The sequence below is a fragment of the Microbacterium pumilum genome (assembly GCF_039530225.1).
GTDB lineage: Bacteria > Actinomycetota > Actinomycetes > Actinomycetales > Microbacteriaceae > Microbacterium > Microbacterium pumilum.
Genome location: NZ_BAAAOH010000001.1, coordinates 1405623 through 1426357, shown reverse-complemented (window position 1 = coordinate 1426357; position 20735 = coordinate 1405623). Strand labels below are relative to the sequence as shown.

Genomic DNA, 20735 nt, shown 5'->3' with positions numbered 1-20735 from the left:
TAAGGCGTCGTGATGGAGGGTCGATCCCATGCGGGTGCACCCCTCGACAGGCGACGCGTGCAAGAGGAGATTGAAGCTCGAAGCGCGGGCGCACCGGAGCAGCCGCACCGAGGAGGAATCGACATGTCCCCTGATACAACGACGCTGACCATCGATGCGACAAAGCAGACGATGGATGCGTACCTGCAGGCGCTGATCTCGGGCGGTGACTTCGCCCAGTACTTCACGGATGATGTGCGATGGGTGACGATCGAGTCGGGTGAGCAGATCGTCGGCCGCACGGCGGTCGCTGATTTCATCGGCTCGATGCACACGCTGCTGTACGACGCCCACCCGGTCGTCAAGAGCATCGTCATCGGGGAGGGCATCGTCGGCGCCGAGTTCGACTTCGTGGGCACCAACACCGGCGATTTCGAGGGTGTCGCGGCCACGAGGGAGCAGCTGACGGTTCCGTACGTGGTGTTCTACGACGTGGCCGACCAAGGAATCAGCGAGTTGCGAGCGTACCTGCCCGTGAAGAAGGTCATGGCGGTATTCCGAGCCGTTTGAGAATGCGGGCGCTGCGCACGCGCCCCCGGACGAGCCTGGCCCCGCGACTGGTGCGGCGACCATGCTCGCGGCGGGGATGGCCGCTCGTGGTCATCCGCGCCGATGTCAGGATGACGTGGGCCGCTGACCGGCGGCGCCCGTCAGGTCGGGCCGAGGCCCGGGCGCACCGCGGCGTCAGGATCGACATCGACCCGCGTGACGTTGCCCCGCTTGGTGACCTGGACGCGCGGCGCGGCATCCTCCTCAACGGATTCAGCGGCGCGCAGCAGCTGGTCGCGACGCTTCTCGTCGGCAGACATCTCGCTCGCCGGCTCGGATTCGATCTCTTCCATGATGCGAACCTACGTGCGCGAGCCGCCGTGCGCCCCTGCCTGGCCCCGCGATCGCGGGTGTGCTATCGGCCTTCGGGCCGGTATCAGTCGAGGCCGCTCAACGGACTGCGTCGCTCGACCAGTACGGTATCGCGCCACTCGCCGGCATGCGGCCCGAGCCGCGAGCGCGCGATCCGTTCGCGATACCCCACGACCCGGAAGCCCGCTCGCTCGTGCAGCCGCAGGCTGGCGAGGTTCTCGGGAAAGATGCTCGACTGGATCGTCCAGATCCCCGCGGCATCCGCTGCGGCTGTGAAGGCATCCAGCAGTGCCCACCCGACGCCTTGCTCTCGCGTGTCTTCACGAACGTAGACCGAGTGCTCGACGACTCCCCGGTAGACCTCTCGCGACGACACGCGGGATGCCGCCACCCACCCGACCACTCCGCTCGAGCCGTCCACCGCCACCAGTCGGGGCGTTCGCAGCTTGCCCGCGTCGAAGACATCCCACGTCGGTGTCTCGATCTCGAAGGTGGCGTCACCGGCCTCGATGCCCTCACGGAAGATCTGCTCGACCGCCGGCCAGTCCGCGGCATCCATCTCGCGAATCCGAGTCACGCGCAGCAGCCTCCCGCGCCGCCATCGGTCGAGCACACCCCGGTCGCCGGCAGCACCAGCTCGACCTTCGCCGCTGTCTCGGCGTCACCCGCGAGCCACGCGGTGACCGATCGCACCTGCTCGTATCCGGTAGCGAGAAGGAACGTCGGCGCGCGTCCGTACGACTTCATGCCCACGATGAAGAAGCCCTTCTCAGGGTGGGCGAGCTCGCGGAACCCATGCGGCTCCACGGTGCCGCAGGAGTGCACGTTCGGGTCGATCAGCGGTGCGAGTCGCTTGGGCGCCTCCACGACGTCATCGAGTTCCAGCCGGATCTCGCGCAGGATGTCGAGATCAGGGCGGAAGCCCGTGGCATTCACGACAAGGTCACTGGCGTGGACCACCACATCGTCGCCTCGGCGGCCGACGAGCTCCGCGGCGCTGCCGGACCGGCGCGCGCGAATGATCTCGAACCTGTCCAGCAGTTCGATCGCGCCCGCGGCCACCGCGCGATCGACGCGACTGCCGAGCCGTGCCCGGTCAGCCAGCTCGTCATCGGCGGACGACGACACGCGCACCGCCTGCGTGTTGCGGATGACCCAGGTGACCCTGGTCCCCGGCTCCTGCCGTGCGAGTTCCACAAGCCCGAGCAGCGTGTTCGCGGCGGAGTGCCCCGCGCCGACGACTGTGGTGTGACGCCGGGCGAACCGCGCGCGGTCGCGACCCAGTACATCGGGCAGCGCGGGGGAGACGAGATCGGCGATCTCGGCCATGCCGAGCAGCTCGAGCCCGCTCGACGAGAGCGAGTTGGGCGACCCGTACGTACCCGACGCGTCGATCACCGCGCGCGCGCTCATCTCTTCGACCTCGCCGTGCCGATTGCGGATCCGCACCACGAAGGGGGTTGCGGACCGGCCCCGGGTGCGGGTGCGGTCGAGAGCTTCGCGTGACACCCCGACGACCTCGATGCCGGTGCGCACCCGCGACGCGATCGGCTCGAGCTCCGCCAGGGGCACGAGATAGTGCTCGACCAGTTCGCGTCCGGTCGGCGCACGGTCGGGTGCCGGCAGTTCCCAGCCGTGGGCCTCGAGCAGCCGGCGGGATGCCGGATCCACCAGATGCCTCCACGGTGAGAAGAGTCGCGTGTGGCCCCGCTCGCGGATGCTCGCAGCGATCGCGTCTCCGGCTTCGAACACGACGAAGTCGATGTCGCGCTCGACGAGGTGCGCCGCGGCGGCAAGTCCGATCGGCCCGGCGCCGACGATCGCGATCGGCAGAGTGGCCAGGCGGTCGTTCTCGGTCACGCGTGTGGTCAGCTCGAGCAGGGTCACAGCATCCTCCTGGGATATCGATGAACGTCGATATCTGATTCTGCGACTATCTATCGACATCTGTCAATATCGACTACCTTCGATGTATGACCACGATGCTCGAGGTGACGGATGTCTCAGCCGCCGCATGCTGCGCGCCACTGGTACGCGAGCCGCTGACAGCGGGCGAGGCGGAGCAGCTCGCGACATCCATGAAGGCTCTCGCGGATCCGACGCGACTGCGCCTGCTCTCGATCGTCGCCGCCTCGGAAAATGCGGAGGCATGTGTCTGCGACCTGATCGAACCCGTCGGCCTCAGCCAGCCGACAGTCTCTCATCACCTCAAGGTGCTGATGACCGCGGGGTTCCTCGAACGCAGCAAACGCGGCACCTGGGCGTACTACAAGCTGGTCCCCGGCGCGCTCGACCGCATCTCGCAGCTGCTCGTCGCCTCTTGACGCCCGAACGCCATCGGAGCGACCCGATCAGGCGAAGGTCAGCTTGCCACGCACGATGGAGTCGCCGGAGTGCGCGGGGTCGCCGTCGATGTGCTCCACCGAGATGTCGACCAGGCTGTAATCGGTGAGATCCACCCCGTCCGGGATCGGGAACGTGCCCTGGTCCCCGTCGAGGACTCCGAGACTGATGAGCGCGGCGGCGTCGTTGCGGATCAGCCAGACCTCGCGATAGGTGTCGGGCACGTCATCGGTCTCGAGGGTGACGACCAGCGTGCGCGACCCGTCGCGTCGCTGTTCGACATCGGCCGTGCCCACCGCGCCGACGTGCGCGGGGAAGGCGTCCAGTGATGCCTCGGCGATCGGGGTCGGCGCGAGGCGCGAAGTGACCGCCCACGTGGTGCCGAGCGCCACGCCGGCGATGAGGACGAGCGAGGCGGCGAGCACCCAGATCGCTCGGATGACGCGGCGGCGACGCTCGGGGCGCGCGGACGTCTCGGTCACTCCGCCGTCGGCTGACGCCCGGGGCTCGTCGGACGGTTCGTCGGATTCCGACACGTCGTCGCCCCCGGCCTCCGAGGTGCTCGAGAGGCCGAGTTCCGCCGAGATGGAGGCCCAGACGCGATCGGGTGGCGACTCGAGCGCATCCTCGCCGAGGGTGGACCGGGCGATCCGCACCGTACGGGTCATTTCGGACAGCTCTGCGGCACAGGTCGAGCACGAGGCGAGATGCGCGAGCTCGTCGGGCGAGGCCACGGGCTCGCCGATCGCGAGCAGTGCGAGCTGGTCGGGGTCAAGGTGCGACACCGGTGACCTCCAATCTGTCGCGCATTCGGGTGAGACTTCGGCGGATGTGGCTCTTCACCGTCCCCAGCGGCATATCCAGCTTGCGGGAGATCTGCTCGTGGGTGAGATCGTCGAAGAACGCGAGCTTGACCACTTGGCGGGCGTCCGGCTCGAGTCGCTCGATCTCATCGGCGACGAGGATGCTGTCTGCGAGGTCGGGCGGCTCGTGGATGAGGTCGTCAGGTCGTGTCGTACGCTCCAGCTGCTGCTGGAGGGCGCGCACCTTCGTGCGGGATTCGTGCATGTCGGCGATCCTGCGCCGCGTGATGGCGATGAGCCACGTCGACAGCTTCGCCTTCGATGAGTCGTACGACGCTCGTGACGTCCACGCCGAGACGAACGTCCGCTGCGTGACGTCCTCGGCGTCGCTGCGGTCACCGAGGGAACGCAGCGCGAGTGTGAACACGACCGGAGACCATCGCCGGTAGACCTCCTCGAGGGCGCGTTCGTCACCCGCGCGGAAGCGCTCGTCGAGTGCGCTCTCGAGGTCTTCGTCCATGCGTAGCCGGCTTCGATGGTTCATGTGTTGGCTGAGGTGATACTGACCACGCTATCTGCGACGGCCTCGCCCCTGTGAAGTTGTTCCGCCGCAACCCGGCATTCGGATGCACTTCACCGGATTCGAAGTATTTTCCACCACCTGCATCCACGGACGCCCCACCCGCAGAAGACACTCCTGACGCCCGGTCCAAGCTCGGTCGCCATCACCTCACCGAAGGAGTTGAACGATGAACAAGACAGTACGCATCGCCATCGCCGCCGCGGCAGCGGCAGCACTCATGCTCACCGCCGCACCCGCGCAGGCCAGCTGGGGCCCCGCGCCGAAGGGCACGATCGTGGATGTCGCGGTCGCGGCATCCGGCGGCGGCACCCCCGACGGCAACCACGCCGACTACGACATCCTCGTGCAGGCGGTCGTGGCGACCGGCCTCGACGCGGCGCTGTCGGACACGAGCACCACGTACACGGTCTTCGCGCCGAACGACCGCGCTTTCCTTCGCCTGGTGAAGGACCTCACCGGTCAGGCGCCGGCATCCGAGGCGGCAGCGCTCGCGACCATCACGACTGCCTTCACGACCGATGAGATCTCGAACATCCTGCTGTACCACGTGGTCGCGGGCAAGAAGCTGGGTCCGGTGAAGGTGCTCCTGTCGAAGTCCCTCACGATGGCCAACGGCGGAATCGTCAAGCCGCGGGGCATCACGCTGCGGGATGAGAGCCCGACGCTGACCGACCCCCGACTCGTGCTGCGGGCGATCAACATCCAGGCGTCCAACGGCGTCATCCACACCATCGACCGCGTCCTCGTTCCGGGGTCCTGACCCGGCGGACGCACCCGGGGCTCACCGCGGCGACTCCCCCAGCGCGCCGCGGTGAGCCCGTCCTCGTTCGGGATCGCTCCCGGCGCCCTTCGCCGAGGGGCCGACCGCGTGACAGACTAGCGACGACCGGGAGGTTCAGTGGGAAAGTTGATCTATGGTGCTCCGACGTGGTCGGTGGAGTTCGACGATCGGGCGTTGGCTCACCTCCGCATCGTGATGATCGCCAAGCTGCGGCGACAGGAGAGCTTTTCGTTCTCGTGGAAGTTCGAGGCCGCGTTCGGCAGCGGCCGAAGTTCGCTGTGGCTGCATCCCGCCATCCCGCTGCAGTTCGAGTTCTACGGCGGCCGTGAACCCGCACTGAACCGTGCCTGGATCGAAGAGCTCATGCTGACCGCGAACAGCCCGGGCGGACTCGAGTTGGTGCCCGAGCCGGGAACCGCCGATGCAGTCAAGAACAAGCCGGCGACCACCTCATCTTCGCGCGAACCGTGAAACGCAGACACGAGAGGTCGGAATGACAAGCATCAACAGGCTCACCGTGGACGGGCGGGATTACTTCCTGCCCGATCCGGTCACCGAGCTGCGCGAGAAGATCCTCGAAGCGGTCCGTGCCGGTGGCGGGTATGTCAACATCCCGCCGCTGCGAACCGGACCCGGCATCGACATCCTCTTCTCGCCCGGAATGCCGGTCGTCTGGACCCGCATCGATGTCGGCGGCGAGCCCGACGCCGACGACGGTTCCACGCAGGACGGCTACCCCGACCTCTAGGTCAGCCGGCCAGGATCGCGTCGACCTCGGCGATGCGCATAGGGGCGCCGAACAGAAAACCCTGGGCGCGGTCGCACCCGAGTTCTCGTGCGCGTTCCAGGTGCTGCGACGTCTCGATGCCCTCGGCCACGGTCCGCAGACCCAGCTCCCTCGCTCGTGCCACGGCCTGCTGAAGCGCGCTCATCGCTGAGGGACTGTGGCTCTGGATCAGCGAGCGGTCGAACTTCACCTCCGTGAGCGGCAGTCGGCGAAGCTGACCTGCCGACGCGTGACCGGAGCCGAAGTCGTCCAACGACACCCCGACGTTGATCGAGCGCAGCTCTTCCAGGCGAGGCACGATGTCGTCCAGGTCGGCCAGCGGCAGCGACTCCGTGATCTCGATCGTGAAAGCGACAGGCGGTGCGACACGGTCGATCATCTTCGCAGCGAGGTCGGACGAGAACGTCGCAGTCGTCAGCTGCACCGGCGACACGTTCACCGAGACCTCCACGTTCCACCCGGCGAGCCGCCAGCGGTCGCCCGCTGCGAGGCACTCATCGACCATGAAGCGGCCGAGCGCATGAATGAGGCCGCTCGACTCGGCGACGGGGATGAAGACATCCGGCCCTACCGGCACCCCGCCGGATCGATCCCACCGGCACAGGCCTTCCACCCCGACGAGGTCACCGGTTGCGACCTCAATGAGAGGTTGGTACACCGCATAGACCCCGCCGTCGCGCAGGTCTGCCTCCAGCTCCTGCGACAGGTCATCTCGGTCGAGCATGATCTCAGTCAGCCCCGTCCTGTCGATCGCTGCAAGAGCCCCCGCGAGCGGACGATTGAGCGTATAGTCCGCTCAGCGCCTGTTGGTCAGGATGCAGCTCTCGGTCGTCTACGATCGCTGATGAGTCCGTCTCGCCCACGGCACAGCGTCGAAATCCAGGAGAAAAGCAGTGGTATCACCGCGGGCGCAGGACATCCTCCGCCGCAACAACGTGTCCGTGACGGGCAACCAATCCGGACGAACCGTGGTCTTCGCACACGGATTCGGATGCAGTCAAGCCGCCTGGAATCTCGTCGCACCTCAGTTCGAGGAGGACTTCACCGTCGTGCTGTTCGACCACGTGGGTGCCGGTGGGTCCGACCTGGCCGCCTACAGTCGCGGCAAGTACGACTCCCTGCACGGCTATGCCGACGACCTCCTCGAGATCCTCGAGGCCCTCGACGAGCACGACGTCGTGTTCGTCGGCCATTCGGTGAGCGCCATGATCGGCGTGCTCGCCGCGAATCGCGACCCCTCGCGATTCGCCTCACTGGTGCTCATCGGCCCGTCACCGCGCTACGTCAACGACGGCGGCTACCGCGGCGGCTTCGAAACGGCCGACATCGAGGCGCTGCTGGATGCCCTGGACGCGAACTATCTCGGATGGTCTGCCGTCGCCGCACCGATGATGATGGGCAACCCGGATCGGCCGGAGCTGGGGGAGCGATTGACGGAGAGCTTCTGCCGGACCGACCCCGACATCGCTCGGCACTTCGCCCACGTCACGTTCCTCTCCGACAACCGGAGCGACCTCGCGCGCGTCTCGGTGCCCACGCTGGTGCTGCAGTGCAGCGAGGATGCGATCGCACCACGCGAGGTGGGCGAGTACGTGCATGCGTCGATCCCGAACAGCACGTTCGAACTGCTGCAGGCGACAGGGCACATCCCGATCCTCTCCGGGCCTGATGAGGTCATCGCCGCCCTTCGCGCGCACCTGTCATGACCGGCCCGGACTACGCGAAGCTGTACCACCAGGCCGCATGCGGGCTGCTCACGACGAGTATCGCCGGCGTCGTCACCGACGTGAACGACACGCTCCTCGGATGGACGGGGTACCGCGCATCCGATCTCGAGGGCAGGAGCTTCACCCATCTGCTGGATGCCGGAAGCCAGATCTTCTATGAGACCCGTCACGCTCAGACGCTCCACCTGCGGGGGCAGCTGAAGGAGGTCGCTCTCACGCTGCGCCGCGCGGACGGATCCCGCCTGTCGGTGCTGATGAATTCGGTGGTGATGGCAGGAGAGGATCCACCCGTCGTGCGGACGGCGATCTTCGATGCCACCGATCGGCTGGAGTACGAGAGCGAGCTGCTGCAGGCCCGCCGCTCCGCCGAATCCTCCGAGGCGCGGGTGCGCATCCTGCAGGACGTGTCCAGCACCTTCGGCGTCAGCGTGAGCGACGAAGACGTCGCTCAGGCTTTCACGGATGTCGCCCGCGACGCGTTCTCGGCAGTGGAGACCGCCGTGCTGCTGCGCGACGACGACGGCGTTCTCCAGGTGGTCGCAGGCGCCAACCCCCTGGCCGAGACGGTGCCGCCGATCGAGGCGCTGCGCAACACGCCGCTCGAGATCGCGGTCCACGCCGATGAGGCGGATTCGACGTATCCGACGCTGGCGGCGGGCCTGCGCCAGGCGCGACTGGAGTCGCTCAGCATCACACCGCTGCTGAACGACACGGAGCGTCTGGGGCTTCTCGTGTGCTTCTTCGCACGACGCCGAGAGTTCGACGAGCAGTTCTTCGATCTGCAGCGGGCACTCGGCCGCCAGGCGTCCCAGACACTGCTGCGCGTGCGGCTGCAGCGGCAGCTCGAGCATCTGGCCCTGCACGATCCGCTCACCGGATTGGCGAACCGAGAGCTCCTCCAACGGAGCTTGGAAGCCGCGATCGAGCAATCCCAGCACGCCGAGCAGCCGCTGACCCTGGTGTTCTTCGATGTGGACGACTTCAAGTCGGTCAACGATCGATGGGGCCACCGCGCCGGAGATGCCGTCCTGCGCGAACTCGCCGATCGGCTTCGCAGTGGCGTGCGGTCGGGTGATGTCGTGGGCAGGATCGGCGGCGACGAGTTCATCGTCATCTGTGCCGGAGCCGACCGAGAAGCGGCGGCGACCATCGCTGACCGCATCCTCGTCTCGAGCAGAGCGCCGGTCATGGTCGATGGGGTCGCGCTGTCCGTATCGATGAGCGCGGGTGTCGCAACCTACGTTCCCGACCAGCACTCCGGACTGACCGGCGACCAGCTTCTGATCCGTGCCGATGGCGCGATGTATCAGTCCAAGGGAAGCGGCAAGGACCGGGTCACGCTCGACACTGGGGTGTGACGGATCGAACCCGTTCGGTCAGGCCCACCGGAGCGCCATCGCTGGACCGGCGGAATGCCGTGTGCGTCCGTGCAGCCCCTGATCAGCGTTGATTTCCGGTCGACATGGGCGATACTGGCGTCGTGAGTCCTGACGATGTCCACACGTACTGCGCCGCGAAGCCGGGAGCGTGGGAGGACCAGCCGTGGGAAGGCGACCTCGTGTTCAAGGTCGGTGCGGCAGACCGGGGCAAGATCTTCGCGTTCTTCGGCGATGGCACGTGGATCGGCGTCAAAGCCGCGACGACTCGTGAAGAGGCGGATGAGTGGCTGGTGCGGTATCCGGGCGATGCCGAAGCATCGCCCTACATCGGGCGATCGGGGTGGAATCGACTGCACACCGCGGGCGCCATCCCCGACGACGAGCTCCGCGAGGCGATCGACACGTCGTATGAGCTCGTGCGTGCGGGGTTGCCGAAGAAGCTGCGCCCCTAGGGAACCTCGATGGAGATGTTCGCCCGCTGCGTGCCGGGCGTGGGCGACATCCCCGCCCAGAAGTCTGTGCCGCGCATCCAGGCGGGGAGTCCCGCGGGAAAGTCCCGGCTCGGGATCTCTGGCAGCTCTTCGGGCGTGAAGTCGTCGCCGTAGGGAACGAGAGGCTTGGCCACATCAGGGTGCTGGATGTCGGCATGAAGGCTCTGCAGAGCGACATTCCAGTTCTCGAGCAGCTCCTTGCGCGTGATCGGCCCACCGGGCTTGTCGGCCGTGGGGTGGAGTGCTCGATGGTGCACCGCCGTGACGGTCTGCCCGGCCGGCGTCGCCCGGAACGCCGTCCATGCCGCGAAGGCGGGGTTGCCGAACGTGACGACCGCTTCGATCTTGCCCGGTGCGAAGGCCGCCTCGAGCCACTGGTGGCGATACGCCTGGATGTCGGGATCGTTCAGATGCGGCAGCGCCATGTTCTGGTTGTAGATGCCGTAGAGGAACGCGTTGAGCATCAGATAGCGCTTGGTATAGCCCAGCTTCTCGACGAAACCCTGCACCCGCCGTCCGGCTTGGCCCGACAGGATCCGGCGTGTGACCGCCTCGGTCTGGGCGGGGTCCTGCCCGATGACGAGCAGACGTGCGGTCCCGTTCGCACGTCCGCGGTAGAAGATGGGCCCCCACAGCGCCCGGAAGCCGTCGGCGTCCCTGAAGACCGTGTCATCCGGGTAGTTCTGACATAGCGTCTTGAAGGCACCCGTCGGTCCGGCATCGAAAGGATCAGTGATCATCGCAGCCCCCTTGATCGGCGGTCTCAGTTCAGCGCGTCGCCGGGGTCGGCGCAAGACCACCTGGGGCGGGGCCGGTTGCAGTGTCAGTCCTGCGAGCCCCCGGGCACGCGAACCGTGAGTCCTTTCGCCTCGATCCAGGTGCGGATGGCGACGGCCTCTCCGAACTCGTCGCCGTCCAGCTCGATCTTCTCTGCGCGACTCAGCTTGAGGGTGAATCGCTCGCCCTTGATGTAGTTCAGTGCGTTCACGTCCTTCGTGCGCATACTGCGACCGAGACGCGTGCGACTGAGCACGCCGTTCTCCCAGACGATCTTGGTGACGATCTGCAGCCAGTGGAAGAACGTCTCCGGGCGCATCAGGACGATGTCGAGGCGACCGTCGTCCACGGCTGCATCGGGCAGCAGCAGCACGTTGCCCTGTAGCGAACCGCAGTTGCCGACGATGACCGTGTGGGCGCGAATCGAGCGAACGGCACCCCCATCGAGCGCGTAGCGCAGCCGCAGCCGGTTCTTGTCGCGAAGCGCGAGGGCGATCGCCTTGACGTAGGCGAGCCAGCCGATCTTCGCCTTCAACTCGTCATCGGTGTGCGCGAGCATCTTCGCATCGAGGCCGAGACCGGCCATGACGAGGAACGAGTGCTGGTCGACCTGGGAGTCGGCCCGGCGGATCTCGATCATGCCGAGATCGATCCGGCGATCTTCGCCTGTGAACGCCGAGTGGATGGAGTGCTCGAGGTCGTCCAGCGTCAGCTTGAGGTTGCGGGCGAGCAGGTTGCCGGTGCCCGACGGGAGCAGCGCCAGTGCGACGTCGTGGCCGCGGACGGCCTCGGCGACCGCTCGGACCGTGCCGTCGCCACCGGCCACGACGATCATCGTGACTCCCTCGGCGAGTGCCCGCTCCGTGGCGCCCTGGCCCGGATCGTCTTCGGAGGTCTCGAACCACAGGGTCTCGCCCCAGCCCGCGGCCGACTCTTCGACGCGGACGGCGGCCTGGATGGCTGCGAGATCGACCTTGATCGGGTTGTACACGACCGCGGCGACACGGCTGGTCGTCGACCGCTCCGCTGCGGGTTCGTTCATGGATTCCTGGAGATCGGTCACGATGCACGACCGTTCTGTGCTGCAGGCCGCGCAGTGCGCTCAGCCCTTGCGGCGAGGTTCTTCAACATCATTCCCATCGTCCCGCGGCTCGTCGGGTGCCGCGCTGACAACCCTAGGGAGCGTCGGCCTTCATGCGACAGGCTTGACAATCGCCCTCAGGAGGTGCTTGGGCGGGATGTCGTCAGCCGGTCACCCTCGCGCGCAGCGAGGCGGCTCCCACCTCACTCCCGTTAGCGAGGGCGCCCGGCGCCCAGACCTCTGCCGTGTCGATGGCCATTGGCAGTGTCAGCCCGCGAGCACGGCGTTCAGCACAGGCGCGTCGCCGCCGGCGGCACCGCGGACCAGCACCCGCACTCGCCCGGTGTTCCACGACGCGGGTACGAGGACGCGACCCGCGTCGCCGCCGGTGAACCGCGGACGCGCTGCGTCCTCCAGCCACACCCGTCCGAGCAGCTCTCCTGCGGCGAAGACGCTCACCCGCACGTGCGAGCCCTCGAAACGCAGCGACAGTCCGCCTTCGGGGACGGGGATGTCGAGCCACGCCTCTTCGCCGGGCTGAAGCTCCAGCGGAAGACCCGTCTCCGTGCCCGGCGCGTCAGCGGTGGCGAGGGCGAGCAGCGCGCTGTCGGGCTGCGGCTCGACATCCCACCCCTGCAGCTCCCGAAGGCGGAACAGGGTCGCACCCGCCAGAGCGCTCGGCTGGTGAGCGAACGACACGGCGATGTCGTGGCCCTCGCCGGGCGCAAGGTGCAGCCACGGATCGACGGCCGACACGACGTGCGTCCGGCCATCGACCTCTACGCTGATCGTGCCGGGAACCGTCCCGAACCGCAGCGCGTGATGGTGGATGCCGTCCACCGCAAGCCGTCTGCGGTAGGTCACGGGAACGCCGACGCGGGTGCTGCTCCAGCCGCCGAGGACCGGCAGCGGCGCAGGGTCGCCGGCCCACTGGCCTGGCCCGTCGATCGTCCACATGCCGCTGACGTCCTCTTCTGCTGCGACGCCCCATACTCGCCCGATGCCGCGGAGTGATCCGAGCCGCAGCGCCGGAAGGCGGGCGTCGTCGAAGTTCGCGTGACCCCACGTCTCGACCGTCGCGTCGAGCCGTGCCGCACCATTTGTCGGGATGAGTTCGGTCGCTCCGAACCGTGCGATCGTCGGCAGGACGCGGCCGTCGAGAGCGAGATCGACGATGTCGCACGCCTCTTCGATCACGAGCGTCTCGGTGGACGACACCTCGGTGGCGTAGTGCACGCGGCCGCGGTGGACTCCCAGCGACTCCGACGTCGGAGCGACATCGTGGCGGGTCGTGTGCCCGGTGCGGCTCGCAAGATCCAGCCGGGTGCCCTCGGTGAGCACGGCCGGCTGCGCATCCTGAGCCGTGGGCACTGTGCGAACCGACCCGTCCGACGCGGGGAGGTCATCGGGGTGCCAGACGGTGACCCGCCACGCGGTTCGCCCGAGCGTGAGCACGGTGCGGACCGGTGTGCCAGGTTCCGGCGCCGCCAGCTCGGCGAGCACGACGCCCGTTGCGGCGGGGGGGACGGTTCCGATGCTCGCGGCGGGCACCGCGGCTGGGGTCTCCGCTGCTGCGGATCCGAGGCTGAACGCGACGACACTGGTTCCCCGTGCGGAGAGCACCACACCGGTGCCGTCCGCACCGACGAGATCGGCGGTGGTGAGAGCGAGGATGCCGGGCAGTCCGAACCGTTCGAGCGGCATGTCGCGCGTCACAAGTGTGCAGGACTTCGGCAGCAGCCGGACCGTCACATCGGGCAGGCCGCCATGCGCCGGGAGAACGGCATCCGCGTCACCATCGCCCAGATTCGGGATGCCGAGGAGAGTTCCTCCTCCGGCGAGCACGAGGCGCGACGGCGATGTCGACGTCGGCGCCTCGGTGCGGTACCCGTCCGGTGCCGCCTCGACCGTCGCCCGCGCGAGCTCGGCGCCGAGGGTGCGGACGACTGCGGCCATAACCCGGGCCTCGGTGTATTCGGCGCGCGGCTCGCCGTCGGGCGACAGGTAGCCGTCGAAGTCGTAGTCGTGCGTCATGAACCCGCCGGGATCGCCCCAGTTGCCCACCGAGGGCGTGTATCCGAAGTTGTAGCCCGAGGCCTGCAGATAGGGCGCGATCACCCGCGCACCGCTCACGAGCAGGCGTCGCAGCGTCCGATGGGCGCGGTTCGTCTCTGTGATGAGCAGCGGCAGTCCCTGCTCAGCGAGCATGTCGGCGTACCGGCGCACGAGCGGCTCGAGGTCGGACCAGTCGTCATCGGGGTAGAAGTTGAACGTCGGGGTGACTCCGTCGACGCCGCCGGTCGCACCCGACATGTCGCCCTGGCCGGCGCATGCGATGAGCGGGACCGTGATGCCCGAGGCCAGAGCCAGATCGCGCAGTGCCGTGAGGTAGCCCGGCCGATCGGCGGTGTCGAAGAAGTCGAGCTCGTTCTCGAGCTGGACCGCGATGACCGCGCCGCCGACATCCGCCTGACGATCCGCGATGATGGGCAGCGCACGGGCGAACCACTGCTCGACGTGCGCCAGGAACTGCGGGTCGGCGTCGCGGATGCGCAGCCCGTTCTCGAGGGTGAGCCAAGCAGGCAGGGCCCCGCCATCCCACTCCGAGCAGATGTACGGACCGGGGCGGGCGATGACGGCGAGCCCGGCGTCGTGGGCGAGGTCGAGGAAGGTGCCGACGTCGCGGCGGCCGGTGAAGTCCCATTCTCCGGGCGCCACTTCGTGGAAGTTCCACGGCAGGTAGACATCGATCACCTGATAGCCCGACTCCCGCACGGCATCGAGGCGCGGCTTCCATTCCTCACGCGGAATGCGGAAGGGGAAGAGCGATGCGCACAGGAGCACTTCGTCGCGCCCCCGCACCGAGAGGCCGGCCGGGCTGACCCGCACCACCGAATCGATCCCGGTCCTCATGCCGCTCACGCTTGCAACTGTCATGTTCATTCGACTTTCGGAGATTCGAGCAGATTCAGAGCGCTACGGGGATGTTCGAGGTCAGGAGTCCGGCATCCACCAGGAACCGCTCCAGCACGACCGTCGCGACGCCCGTGGCGACGGAGTTTCCGAGCACTGTCGACACGTCCAGCTCCACTCCGAGGGCAGACCCGCCCGGGGACTGCTCGAGCAGGTGCCTGCGCGTGGGCGGCAGCAGATGCTCGCCGAGCGCCCAGGTCGTCCAGCCCGTCAGGGTCACGACCTCGGGATTGACGACCGCCACGAGATCGGCCAGTGCGGACCCCAGATAGTAGGCAGTGCGAGCGATCGTCTCGGCGACCGCCTCATCGGGTTCGTCGCCGTCCGCTACGGCCGCAAGCGCCACGATGAAGTCGTTCTGCATGTCCAGATCCACCAGCGGGTGCGTGGGATCGATCTCGCGCAGGGTCTGCTGGATGCCGGGTGCACCGATGTAGGCCTCGACACAGCCGTTGCGTCCGCAGCGGCAGCGCCGGCCGTCCAGCACCAGCAGGGTGTGACCCCACTCGCCGGCCGTGTTCGTCGCGCCGCGCAGGATCCGCCCGCCGAGCACGATCCCGGCGCCGACACCGGTGCCGAGGTTGATGGTCGCCAGACTCGAGCAGTTGCGGCCGCGGCCGAGCCACAGTTCCGCGATCGCGATCGACTTGAGCGGGTTCTCGATCACGAGGGGCAGCCCGAGGCGTTCACGCAGGTGCTCGAGCTCGACCGTCTGCCACGTCCAGTGCGGCACGACGACCGATACTCCCTGCGGACCCTGGATGAGACCGGGGAGCGCCACGCCGACGCCGAGCACGGCCTCGCGCGACACGCCTGCCTCGTCGAGCAGGCGGTCCAGCGTGCGACCGATGCCCTCGACGACCGAGTCCGGATCGAGCACATGCTCATCGCGCGCGCTCTCCACGGCGAGGATCTGGTTCAGCGCCGCGTCGAACATGACCGCCCGGACATAGGTCTCGGCGACGTCGATTCCGACGACCAGCCCGCGCGCCTTGTTCATGCCGAGCGTGGCCGTCGGCCGCCCGATCCGCCCCGCGGTCACCTTTCGCTCCTCGATGATGCCTTCAGCCAGCAGCTCGCCGACGACCGTGACAACGGTGGCGGCGCTGAGCCCGGTGAACTGCGCGAGTTCGTTGCGCGTCGTCTCGCCCGCGGAGAGCACCGCGTGGAGGACATCCAACCGCGAATCGCTGCGGATGTCGCGCGAGGTCCGCCGCGGCACGACCATGCTCGCGCCAGGAGCCGCAAACCCACCCTCACGTGCAGCCGGTTCGGGGCGACCCGGGATCGGATTCGGCGAATATGTCATGAGGACCACTCCATTCGTACCTCGGGCAGACCCGGGGAGCTGAGCAGTACAGTCGCGTTCGCTCCTGGCCGCACGAACACCATCAGTCGGCCCGCGAGGGTGCTTCGGCGGTTCGCGGTGTAGGGGGTCTCGTCGCTCAGGTCTCCATTCTCCAACCCGAGCAGCTCGCCGTCGTTCACACGGGCTGTCACCACGCGCTCTCCACGCGCGACGTCGCCGTGCTCGTCGAGCAGCGTGCACTCGATCTGAACCACCCCGTCGGATGCGATGCCCGAGCGGCTGAGCCGATCGACGACGCCCTCGGGCGCACTCCACGCGACGGCATCGATCCGGACGGGCTCTCTGCGGGGACGCAGGATGTCGCGCGCGACGACTTCACCCGAGCGGCGATTCTCGAGCACGAGTGCATGGGGGCGCGCGACCGTGACCGCCGACCAGTACCCGTGCTCATCGTCGCGCTCGAGCGGGACGTCTTCTTCACCGCACATCAGGCGGAGCTCGTCCCCGTTGCCGAAGCAGAGCACCTCGACCGGCTGCCCGTCCGCGGCCGCCCAGTCACGAGAGATCGGGTGCGACCGGAAGGTCCTCCCCCCGGCGGCCCCGACGGCGACGTGGGGCCGGACCGCGAGGTGCGCCACCGGCTCGTCCGACCACCAGCTGCGCCGGAGATGCCACGTCTCCTTCTCGAAGCCCGCGAGCGTCAGCAGCCCGGCACCGGAGCCGTGAACCGGCCACCCTCGCGCCTCGCCCAGGTAATCGATGCCCGTCCACAGGAACTGACCGGCGACGTAGTCGTTCTGCTCGACGTACCGCCAGTCGCTGTAGCGATGCGAGTTCTCGCTGCCGATGAACGGCTTGTCGGGGAACCGCACGTGATCCGCTTCGTACAGGTGCTCCTTGTAGTTGTAGCCGACGAGATCGAGCGGATCGAGGAAGCCGGTCTGGCTGGAGAGTTCGGGCAGCGCCGCCGCCAGTGTCACCGGCCGTGTCGGGTCCTTCGCACGGACCATGTCGGCGAGCCGTCGGGCGATCGTCGTCAGGCGACGGATGTCGGGCCTGTCGGGGTCGTACAGGCGTTCGGCGCGCGGCTTGCCCGCATCGTTGTTGCCGACCGCATCCTTGAACAAGGGGTGCGCGTAGGGGTCGTTCGGGTAGTCGATCTCATTGCCGATGCTCCACGCGATGATCGACGGGTGGTTGCGGTGGGCGTCGATCATGGCCTCGAGATCGGCCTGATGCCACGCGGGAAAGTCCTTGGCGTACCCCTCGTGCCGCGGCGGGTAGACATTATGGCCCTGCCACCACTTGTTCTTGGGGTTCTCCCACTCATCGAATGCTTCATCGATCACGTAGAGCCCGAGTATGTCGCATAGCGCATACAGCTCGGGGGCGTGGGGATTGTGCGCCATCCGGATCGCGTTGGCGCCCATCTCCTTGAGCTTGAGCAGACGGCGGAGCCAGATGCTCGCCGGCACCGCGGTGCCGAAGCAGCCGGCATCCTCGTGCAGGCACACGCCCTTCAGGAGACGAGCCTCGCCGTTGATCGAGAAGCCTTCGTCAGGGTCGAAACGGAAGGTGCGAACTCCCACGACCTCGTCGTAGACGGCGCGTTCCGGCCCGGGATCGCTCTGCCACTCGAGAGTCGTGGTCAGACGGTGGAGGCGAGGGTCGGTGTCGGACCACAGCTCGGGCTCGGGCAGCCGCGCAGTGATCGCAGCGTCGGCCGAGCCGCCGGCGGCCAGCTCGACCTCGGTTCCGAATTCGTGGACGCGCCCGGAGGTCAGCGACCGCAGTCGCTGGCGCACGCGCACCGTGACCGGAGATGCCGTGTCGTTGGCGAGGGTCTGGACGACCCGGACGGTCGCCGCTGCGGCATCAGCCTCGAGGGTCGTGAACACGGTGCCGTACTCGCGCAGGCGCACCGGCTCGTGCACCTCGATCTCGACGCGTCGTGTGATGCCGGCGCCGTTGTACCAGCGCGAATCCGAGATGTCGGTGTGGTCCACTCTGACGCTGACGACCAGGTCGTCATCGGGCGCGTACGACAGGATCTCGGTCAGGTCGAACGAGAATTGCGCGTAACCCGACGGCCGTCCCCCGAGGTGATAGCCGTTCACCCAGACGTCGGCGTTCTTGTACACACCGTGGAAGACGAGTCGCACATGCTTTCCGTCCCGATGGCCGAGTTCCGGCAGCCGCACATGGGCGCGGTACCAGCCGATGCCGCCCGGCAGATAGCCGGTGCCGCTCGATAGCGACGGCAAGAACTCGTGCTCCACGCTCCAGTCGTGCGGCACGACGACACTGCGCCACGACGAGTCCTCGTCGTAGCCCTTCGCCGAGGCACCCGGGTCGTCTGCCAGGGCGAACGCCCATCGGCTGATCGGCACGGTCTTCATGCGACCTCTTCCTCGTCGGGTGTCTCATCGGATGTGGGTTGGGGAGCGTAGATGTCGAAGACCCGGATGAACAGGATGCCGGTGAGGAATGCGATGCCACCGAACCCGATCGCGAGCCAGAGGATGCCGTAGGCCGTCGCCTGCGGGTAGAACAGCGTGACGACGACGGCCAGCGCGATGATCGCGAAGGCGGTCAGTCCGGTGAACGGGTGCCGCCATGACATCAGGCGCGAGTTGCGCAGCACCGCGCGAACGGTGCCTTCGAAGTGGGCGAGATAGGGGAAGACGAAGATCAGATTCAGGGCGAACCCGAACGCGACCAGGTACCAGATGATGAGCAGGATGAGCTCGACGACCGCGCCGAACGCCAGATTGGTGATGACGATGAACCAGGCCGCGAACACCGCGGCCAGGGCAGCGAAGATGAGCCCGATCAGCGTCCCCTGGCGGAACTCTCGCCGGAACGAGCCGAAGTAGTCGCGCGTGACGGAATCGCTCCGTCCCCTCGCGATGCGCATCGCCGTGAAGTTGAGTGCGGTCACTGAGGCCCCGAGCGTCACGATCGGGATGGATGTCGCGATGAAGATCAGATTGAGGATCATGAGATCGGCGATCCTGGTCAGGAATCGCATCGGCGCGGAGTCCGGGGCGAAGAAGCCGCTCATTCGCTCGTCCTGTCTAGAGGGGTCGGGCGGGCCCGCGGTGTGCGGACCCGCCCGACCATCTCACCGTGTCGGTTCAGCCGGTGCTAGTTCGACCAGGCGTCGAGATCGGCCTGGATGGAAGCACGGGCATCCTCGTATCCAGCGTCCTTCAGCGCCTGACGCATCTCTGCGATGGCCGCAGCCGGGTCGTCGAACTTGCCCTGCGCGAGCTGCGGGATGTACTGCGAGAACACCCCGCTCATGGCCGCGAGCGTCGGGTCGATCGCGTCCTTGTTGATGAGCAGCGTCGAGTACGGGTAGTCCTCGGCGACAGCGTCGAGCCCTGCGTAGATCTCCGCCTTGTTGGGCGCGTCGGTGACCCTGTCCAGCTCGAGCTCGTCCATGCGTCCAGCCCAGAAGTTCGAGCCGAGCGAGTCGGTGGACGAGTCGTAGCCCTCAGGGAAGCCCAGCTTGCCGTCATCCGTGATGATGTAGTCGGTGCCCTCGATGCCGTAGTTGATGAGGCGGTAGCTCTCCTCATCGTTGCGAAGCAGGTCGTAGACCTCGAGTGCCTTCTCGGGGTGGGCCGAGTAGGCGCTGACGGCCATGGCGCCGTGCGTCTTGATGTCCTTGAAGACGTTGCCGTTCTCCTGACCCCAGTAGAAGAACTTCGGGTCCGACCCGGGCTGCTTCTTCGAGAGGTTGTCGTAGATCTGGCCGATGAACGTCTGCGTGTGGTGCTGGTCGGCGCCGGAGAGACCCGCGTACAGCTCCTCGCGCGTGTCGCCGTCGTAGTTCAGCGCGTCTTCACGCCACACCCCGATGTCGTTCCACTGCTTGGCGAGCTCGGCGGCCGCGAGCAGCTCGTCGCCCTCCATGTACCACGAGGTCACGGTGTTCGGGTCCGCCGCAGTGGTCTGGAACGGGTAGTAGTTTCCGGCGCTGACCTGCTGGATCGTCTGACCGTCGGTGTGACCCTGCAGGTAACCAGTGAGGTCGGCCGAGGGGTCGCCTGCGACATCCCACGGGTACGCGTCGGGCTTGTTGTCCTTGACCCACTGGAAGTACTTCGTGAAGTCCTCGAACTTGGTGATGTCGCCGTTTTCGAAGCCGGCCTCGGTAGCCCAGTCACCGCGGTAGAAGAATCCGTGGTTCGTGTACTGCGTGAAGTTGTCCTCGGGGATGAAGTAGATCTGACCGTCGTCGAGCTTCGTGAGGTCCCAGTCTCCGTCGCCGTCGACCTGCGCCCACGTCTTGGGTGCGTGCTCCTGCAGCATCTCCTCGGAGAGCGGGAGGAAGGCGCCCTTCTCGGCGTTCTCCCACGCGAACAGCCAGTCGGTGGCCGTGGTGATGAGGTCGACGTTGTCGTCGCCCGAGAGCAGCTGGAGGTTGTACTGGGTCTGCCAGTCAGCCCACTCGACGTAGAACAGGTCGAGCTTCGCGTTCACCTGGTCGACGAGACGCTCGTTGAGCTTGTCGAGCATCGCCTCGAGGCGTCCGTTGGTGGGCTTGTCGCCGAGCACGAGCATCGTGATCTCGGTCGGGTCGCCACCCTCGGTCTCCTCGTCGCTCGCGCCGGTGCATCCGGCCAGCGCGGTGGCGCTGAGGCCGAGCGCGAGAAGCGCTGCTCCAGCCTTGATGTATTTCCTTGCCATGTGAGGCTCCTTCGGCTCTCATTCATTACCTGGTGATTGCAGTTGTGTCGCCTCGAGGAGGCGTCTTGGTGGCGCGACCGGACATCGGTGACCGGCCGCACCT

The 20735-nt window shown here is 67.4% G+C and carries 21 protein-coding genes; 8 read left to right on the top strand and 13 right to left on the bottom strand.

Annotated elements, in window-relative coordinates:
* Window positions 1-123 precede the first annotated feature (123 nt).
* Entirely contained in the window at window positions 124-549 is a 426-nt protein-coding gene (locus ABD188_RS06260; RefSeq protein WP_344059586.1) for a nuclear transport factor 2 family protein, read from the top strand.
* A 140-nt stretch (window positions 550-689) separates the two neighbouring features.
* On the opposite strand, the gene ABD188_RS06255 is transcribed toward ABD188_RS06260, so the two are convergent.
* From ABD188_RS06255 to ABD188_RS06245, 3 genes are all read right to left on the bottom strand, one after another.
* Window positions 690-881, bottom strand: a complete 192-nt coding sequence (locus tag ABD188_RS06255) for a hypothetical protein (protein ID WP_344059584.1) — start codon at window positions 879-881, stop codon at window positions 690-692.
* An 83-nt stretch (window positions 882-964) separates the two neighbouring features.
* Window positions 965-1459, bottom strand: a complete 495-nt coding sequence (locus ABD188_RS06250; protein ID WP_344066886.1) for a GNAT family N-acetyltransferase — start codon at window positions 1457-1459, stop codon at window positions 965-967.
* Window positions 1460-1473: 14 nt separating this feature from the next.
* On the bottom strand, window positions 1474-2787 hold the full coding sequence (locus ABD188_RS06245; RefSeq protein WP_344059582.1) for an NAD(P)-binding domain-containing protein: 1314 nt from the start codon (window positions 2785-2787) through the stop codon (window positions 1474-1476).
* Window positions 2788-2873: 86 nt separating this feature from the next.
* Here ABD188_RS06245 and ABD188_RS06240 point away from each other — a divergent pair, with 86 nt between their 5' ends.
* Entirely contained in the window at window positions 2874-3224 is a 351-nt protein-coding gene (locus tag ABD188_RS06240) for a metalloregulator ArsR/SmtB family transcription factor (protein WP_344059580.1), read from the top strand.
* 27 nt (window positions 3225-3251) lie between these two features.
* Here ABD188_RS06240 and ABD188_RS06235 read toward each other — a convergent pair whose 3' ends face one another.
* Both ABD188_RS06235 and ABD188_RS06230 read right to left on the bottom strand, forming a co-directional pair.
* Window positions 3252-4028, bottom strand: a complete 777-nt coding sequence (locus tag ABD188_RS06235) for an anti-sigma factor (protein ID WP_344059578.1) — start codon at window positions 4026-4028, stop codon at window positions 3252-3254.
* Window positions 4015-4566 (bottom strand): RNA polymerase sigma factor, encoded by a 552-nt coding sequence (locus ABD188_RS06230; RefSeq protein ID WP_344059576.1) that lies wholly within the window; start codon window positions 4564-4566, stop codon window positions 4015-4017. The genes ABD188_RS06235 and ABD188_RS06230 overlap by 14 nt, the downstream gene beginning before the upstream one ends.
* Before the next feature lie 229 nt (window positions 4567-4795).
* On the opposite strand from ABD188_RS06230, the gene ABD188_RS06225 reads away from it, so the two are divergent.
* The 3 genes from ABD188_RS06225 to ABD188_RS06215 all read left to right on the top strand — a co-directional run bounded on the left by ABD188_RS06225 (window position 4796) and on the right by ABD188_RS06215 (window position 6158).
* Window positions 4796-5389 (top strand): fasciclin domain-containing protein, encoded by a 594-nt coding sequence (locus ABD188_RS06225; protein WP_344059574.1) that lies wholly within the window; start codon window positions 4796-4798, stop codon window positions 5387-5389.
* Between the two features lie 138 nt (window positions 5390-5527).
* The gene (locus tag ABD188_RS06220) at window positions 5528-5881 is read left to right on the top strand and encodes a DUF7882 family protein (RefSeq protein ID WP_344059572.1); all 354 of its coding nucleotides are present in this window, start codon (window positions 5528-5530) and stop codon (window positions 5879-5881) included.
* Window positions 5882-5903: 22 nt separating this feature from the next.
* Window positions 5904-6158: a hypothetical protein gene (locus ABD188_RS06215; protein WP_344059569.1), complete on the top strand. Its 255-nt coding sequence runs from the start codon at window positions 5904-5906 to the stop codon at window positions 6156-6158.
* 1 nt (window position 6159) lies between these two features.
* Here ABD188_RS06215 and ABD188_RS06210 read toward each other — a convergent pair whose 3' ends face one another.
* Window positions 6160-6921 carry an EAL domain-containing protein gene (locus ABD188_RS06210; protein ID WP_344059567.1) on the bottom strand — a complete coding sequence of 254 codons (762 nt, stop codon included), beginning with the start codon at window positions 6919-6921 and terminating at the stop codon, window positions 6160-6162.
* Window positions 6922-7090: 169 nt separating this feature from the next.
* Here ABD188_RS06210 and ABD188_RS06205 point away from each other — a divergent pair, with 169 nt between their 5' ends.
* The 3 genes from ABD188_RS06205 to ABD188_RS06195 all read left to right on the top strand — a co-directional run bounded on the left by ABD188_RS06205 (window position 7091) and on the right by ABD188_RS06195 (window position 9755).
* Complete coding sequence (locus ABD188_RS06205; protein WP_344059565.1) at window positions 7091-7903, top strand: alpha/beta fold hydrolase; 813 nt, start codon at window positions 7091-7093, stop codon at window positions 7901-7903.
* Window positions 7900-9282 carry a diguanylate cyclase gene (locus ABD188_RS06200; protein ID WP_344059563.1) on the top strand — a complete coding sequence of 461 codons (1383 nt, stop codon included), beginning with the start codon at window positions 7900-7902 and terminating at the stop codon, window positions 9280-9282. Before ABD188_RS06205 ends, ABD188_RS06200 begins: the two co-directional genes overlap by 4 nt.
* 122 nt (window positions 9283-9404) lie before the next feature.
* Entirely contained in the window at window positions 9405-9755 is a 351-nt protein-coding gene (locus ABD188_RS06195) for an MmcQ/YjbR family DNA-binding protein (RefSeq protein ID WP_344059561.1), read from the top strand.
* Here the strand turns inward: ABD188_RS06195 and ABD188_RS06190 are convergent.
* From ABD188_RS06190 to ABD188_RS06160, 7 genes are all read right to left on the bottom strand, one after another.
* Complete coding sequence (locus ABD188_RS06190; RefSeq protein ID WP_344059559.1) at window positions 9752-10534, bottom strand: uracil-DNA glycosylase family protein; 783 nt, start codon at window positions 10532-10534, stop codon at window positions 9752-9754. The genes ABD188_RS06195 and ABD188_RS06190 overlap by 4 nt on opposite strands.
* Before the next feature lie 83 nt (window positions 10535-10617).
* Complete coding sequence (locus ABD188_RS06185; RefSeq protein WP_344059557.1) at window positions 10618-11634, bottom strand: diacylglycerol/lipid kinase family protein; 1017 nt, start codon at window positions 11632-11634, stop codon at window positions 10618-10620.
* Window positions 11635-11919: 285 nt separating this feature from the next.
* Entirely contained in the window at window positions 11920-14565 is a 2646-nt protein-coding gene (locus ABD188_RS06180; RefSeq protein ID WP_344066883.1) for a beta-galactosidase, read from the bottom strand.
* A gap of 55 nt (window positions 14566-14620) precedes the next feature.
* The gene (locus ABD188_RS06175) at window positions 14621-15934 is read right to left on the bottom strand and encodes an ROK family transcriptional regulator (protein WP_344059555.1); all 1314 of its coding nucleotides are present in this window, start codon (window positions 15932-15934) and stop codon (window positions 14621-14623) included.
* Window positions 15931-18333 carry a glycoside hydrolase family 2 TIM barrel-domain containing protein gene (locus ABD188_RS06170; protein WP_344059554.1) on the bottom strand — a complete coding sequence of 801 codons (2403 nt, stop codon included), beginning with the start codon at window positions 18331-18333 and terminating at the stop codon, window positions 15931-15933. The genes ABD188_RS06175 and ABD188_RS06170 overlap by 4 nt, the downstream gene beginning before the upstream one ends.
* Window positions 18330-18998, bottom strand: a complete 669-nt coding sequence (locus ABD188_RS06165; protein WP_344059553.1) for a YesL family protein — start codon at window positions 18996-18998, stop codon at window positions 18330-18332. The genes ABD188_RS06170 and ABD188_RS06165 overlap by 4 nt, the downstream gene beginning before the upstream one ends.
* Before the next feature lie 83 nt (window positions 18999-19081).
* On the bottom strand, window positions 19082-20632 hold the full coding sequence (locus ABD188_RS06160) for a DUF3502 domain-containing protein (RefSeq protein ID WP_344059552.1): 1551 nt from the start codon (window positions 20630-20632) through the stop codon (window positions 19082-19084).
* Window positions 20633-20735 lie beyond the last annotated feature (103 nt).

Bases quoted from the DNA above. Each gene is read 5' to 3' on its own strand.
- ABD188_RS06200 (WP_344059563.1), top strand. From the start codon at position 7,900: ATGACCGGCCCGGACTACGCGAAGCTGTACCACCAGGCCGCATGCGGG.
- ABD188_RS06165 (WP_344059553.1), bottom strand. From the start codon at position 18,998: ATGAGCGGCTTCTTCGCCCCGGACTCCGCGCCGATGCGATTCCTGACC.
- ABD188_RS06260 (WP_344059586.1), top strand. From the start codon at position 124: ATGTCCCCTGATACAACGACGCTGACCATCGATGCGACAAAGCAGACG.
- ABD188_RS06255 (WP_344059584.1), bottom strand. From the start codon at position 881: ATGGAAGAGATCGAATCCGAGCCGGCGAGCGAGATGTCTGCCGACGAG.
- ABD188_RS06210 (WP_344059567.1), bottom strand. From the start codon at position 6,921: ATGCTCGACCGAGATGACCTGTCGCAGGAGCTGGAGGCAGACCTGCGC.
- ABD188_RS06225 (WP_344059574.1), top strand. From the start codon at position 4,796: ATGAACAAGACAGTACGCATCGCCATCGCCGCCGCGGCAGCGGCAGCA.
- ABD188_RS06230 (WP_344059576.1), bottom strand. From the start codon at position 4,566: ATGGACGAAGACCTCGAGAGCGCACTCGACGAGCGCTTCCGCGCGGGT.
- ABD188_RS06190 (WP_344059559.1), bottom strand. From the start codon at position 10,534: ATGATCACTGATCCTTTCGATGCCGGACCGACGGGTGCCTTCAAGACG.
- ABD188_RS06160 (WP_344059552.1), bottom strand. From the start codon at position 20,632: ATGGCAAGGAAATACATCAAGGCTGGAGCAGCGCTTCTCGCGCTCGGC.
- ABD188_RS06180 (WP_344066883.1), bottom strand. From the start codon at position 14,565: ATGAGGACCGGGATCGATTCGGTGGTGCGGGTCAGCCCGGCCGGCCTC.
- ABD188_RS06250 (WP_344066886.1), bottom strand. From the start codon at position 1,459: ATGGATGCCGCGGACTGGCCGGCGGTCGAGCAGATCTTCCGTGAGGGC.
- ABD188_RS06240 (WP_344059580.1), top strand. From the start codon at position 2,874: ATGACCACGATGCTCGAGGTGACGGATGTCTCAGCCGCCGCATGCTGC.
- ABD188_RS06215 (WP_344059569.1), top strand. From the start codon at position 5,904: ATGACAAGCATCAACAGGCTCACCGTGGACGGGCGGGATTACTTCCTG.
- ABD188_RS06175 (WP_344059555.1), bottom strand. From the start codon at position 15,934: ATGACATATTCGCCGAATCCGATCCCGGGTCGCCCCGAACCGGCTGCA.
- ABD188_RS06170 (WP_344059554.1), bottom strand. From the start codon at position 18,333: ATGAAGACCGTGCCGATCAGCCGATGGGCGTTCGCCCTGGCAGACGAC.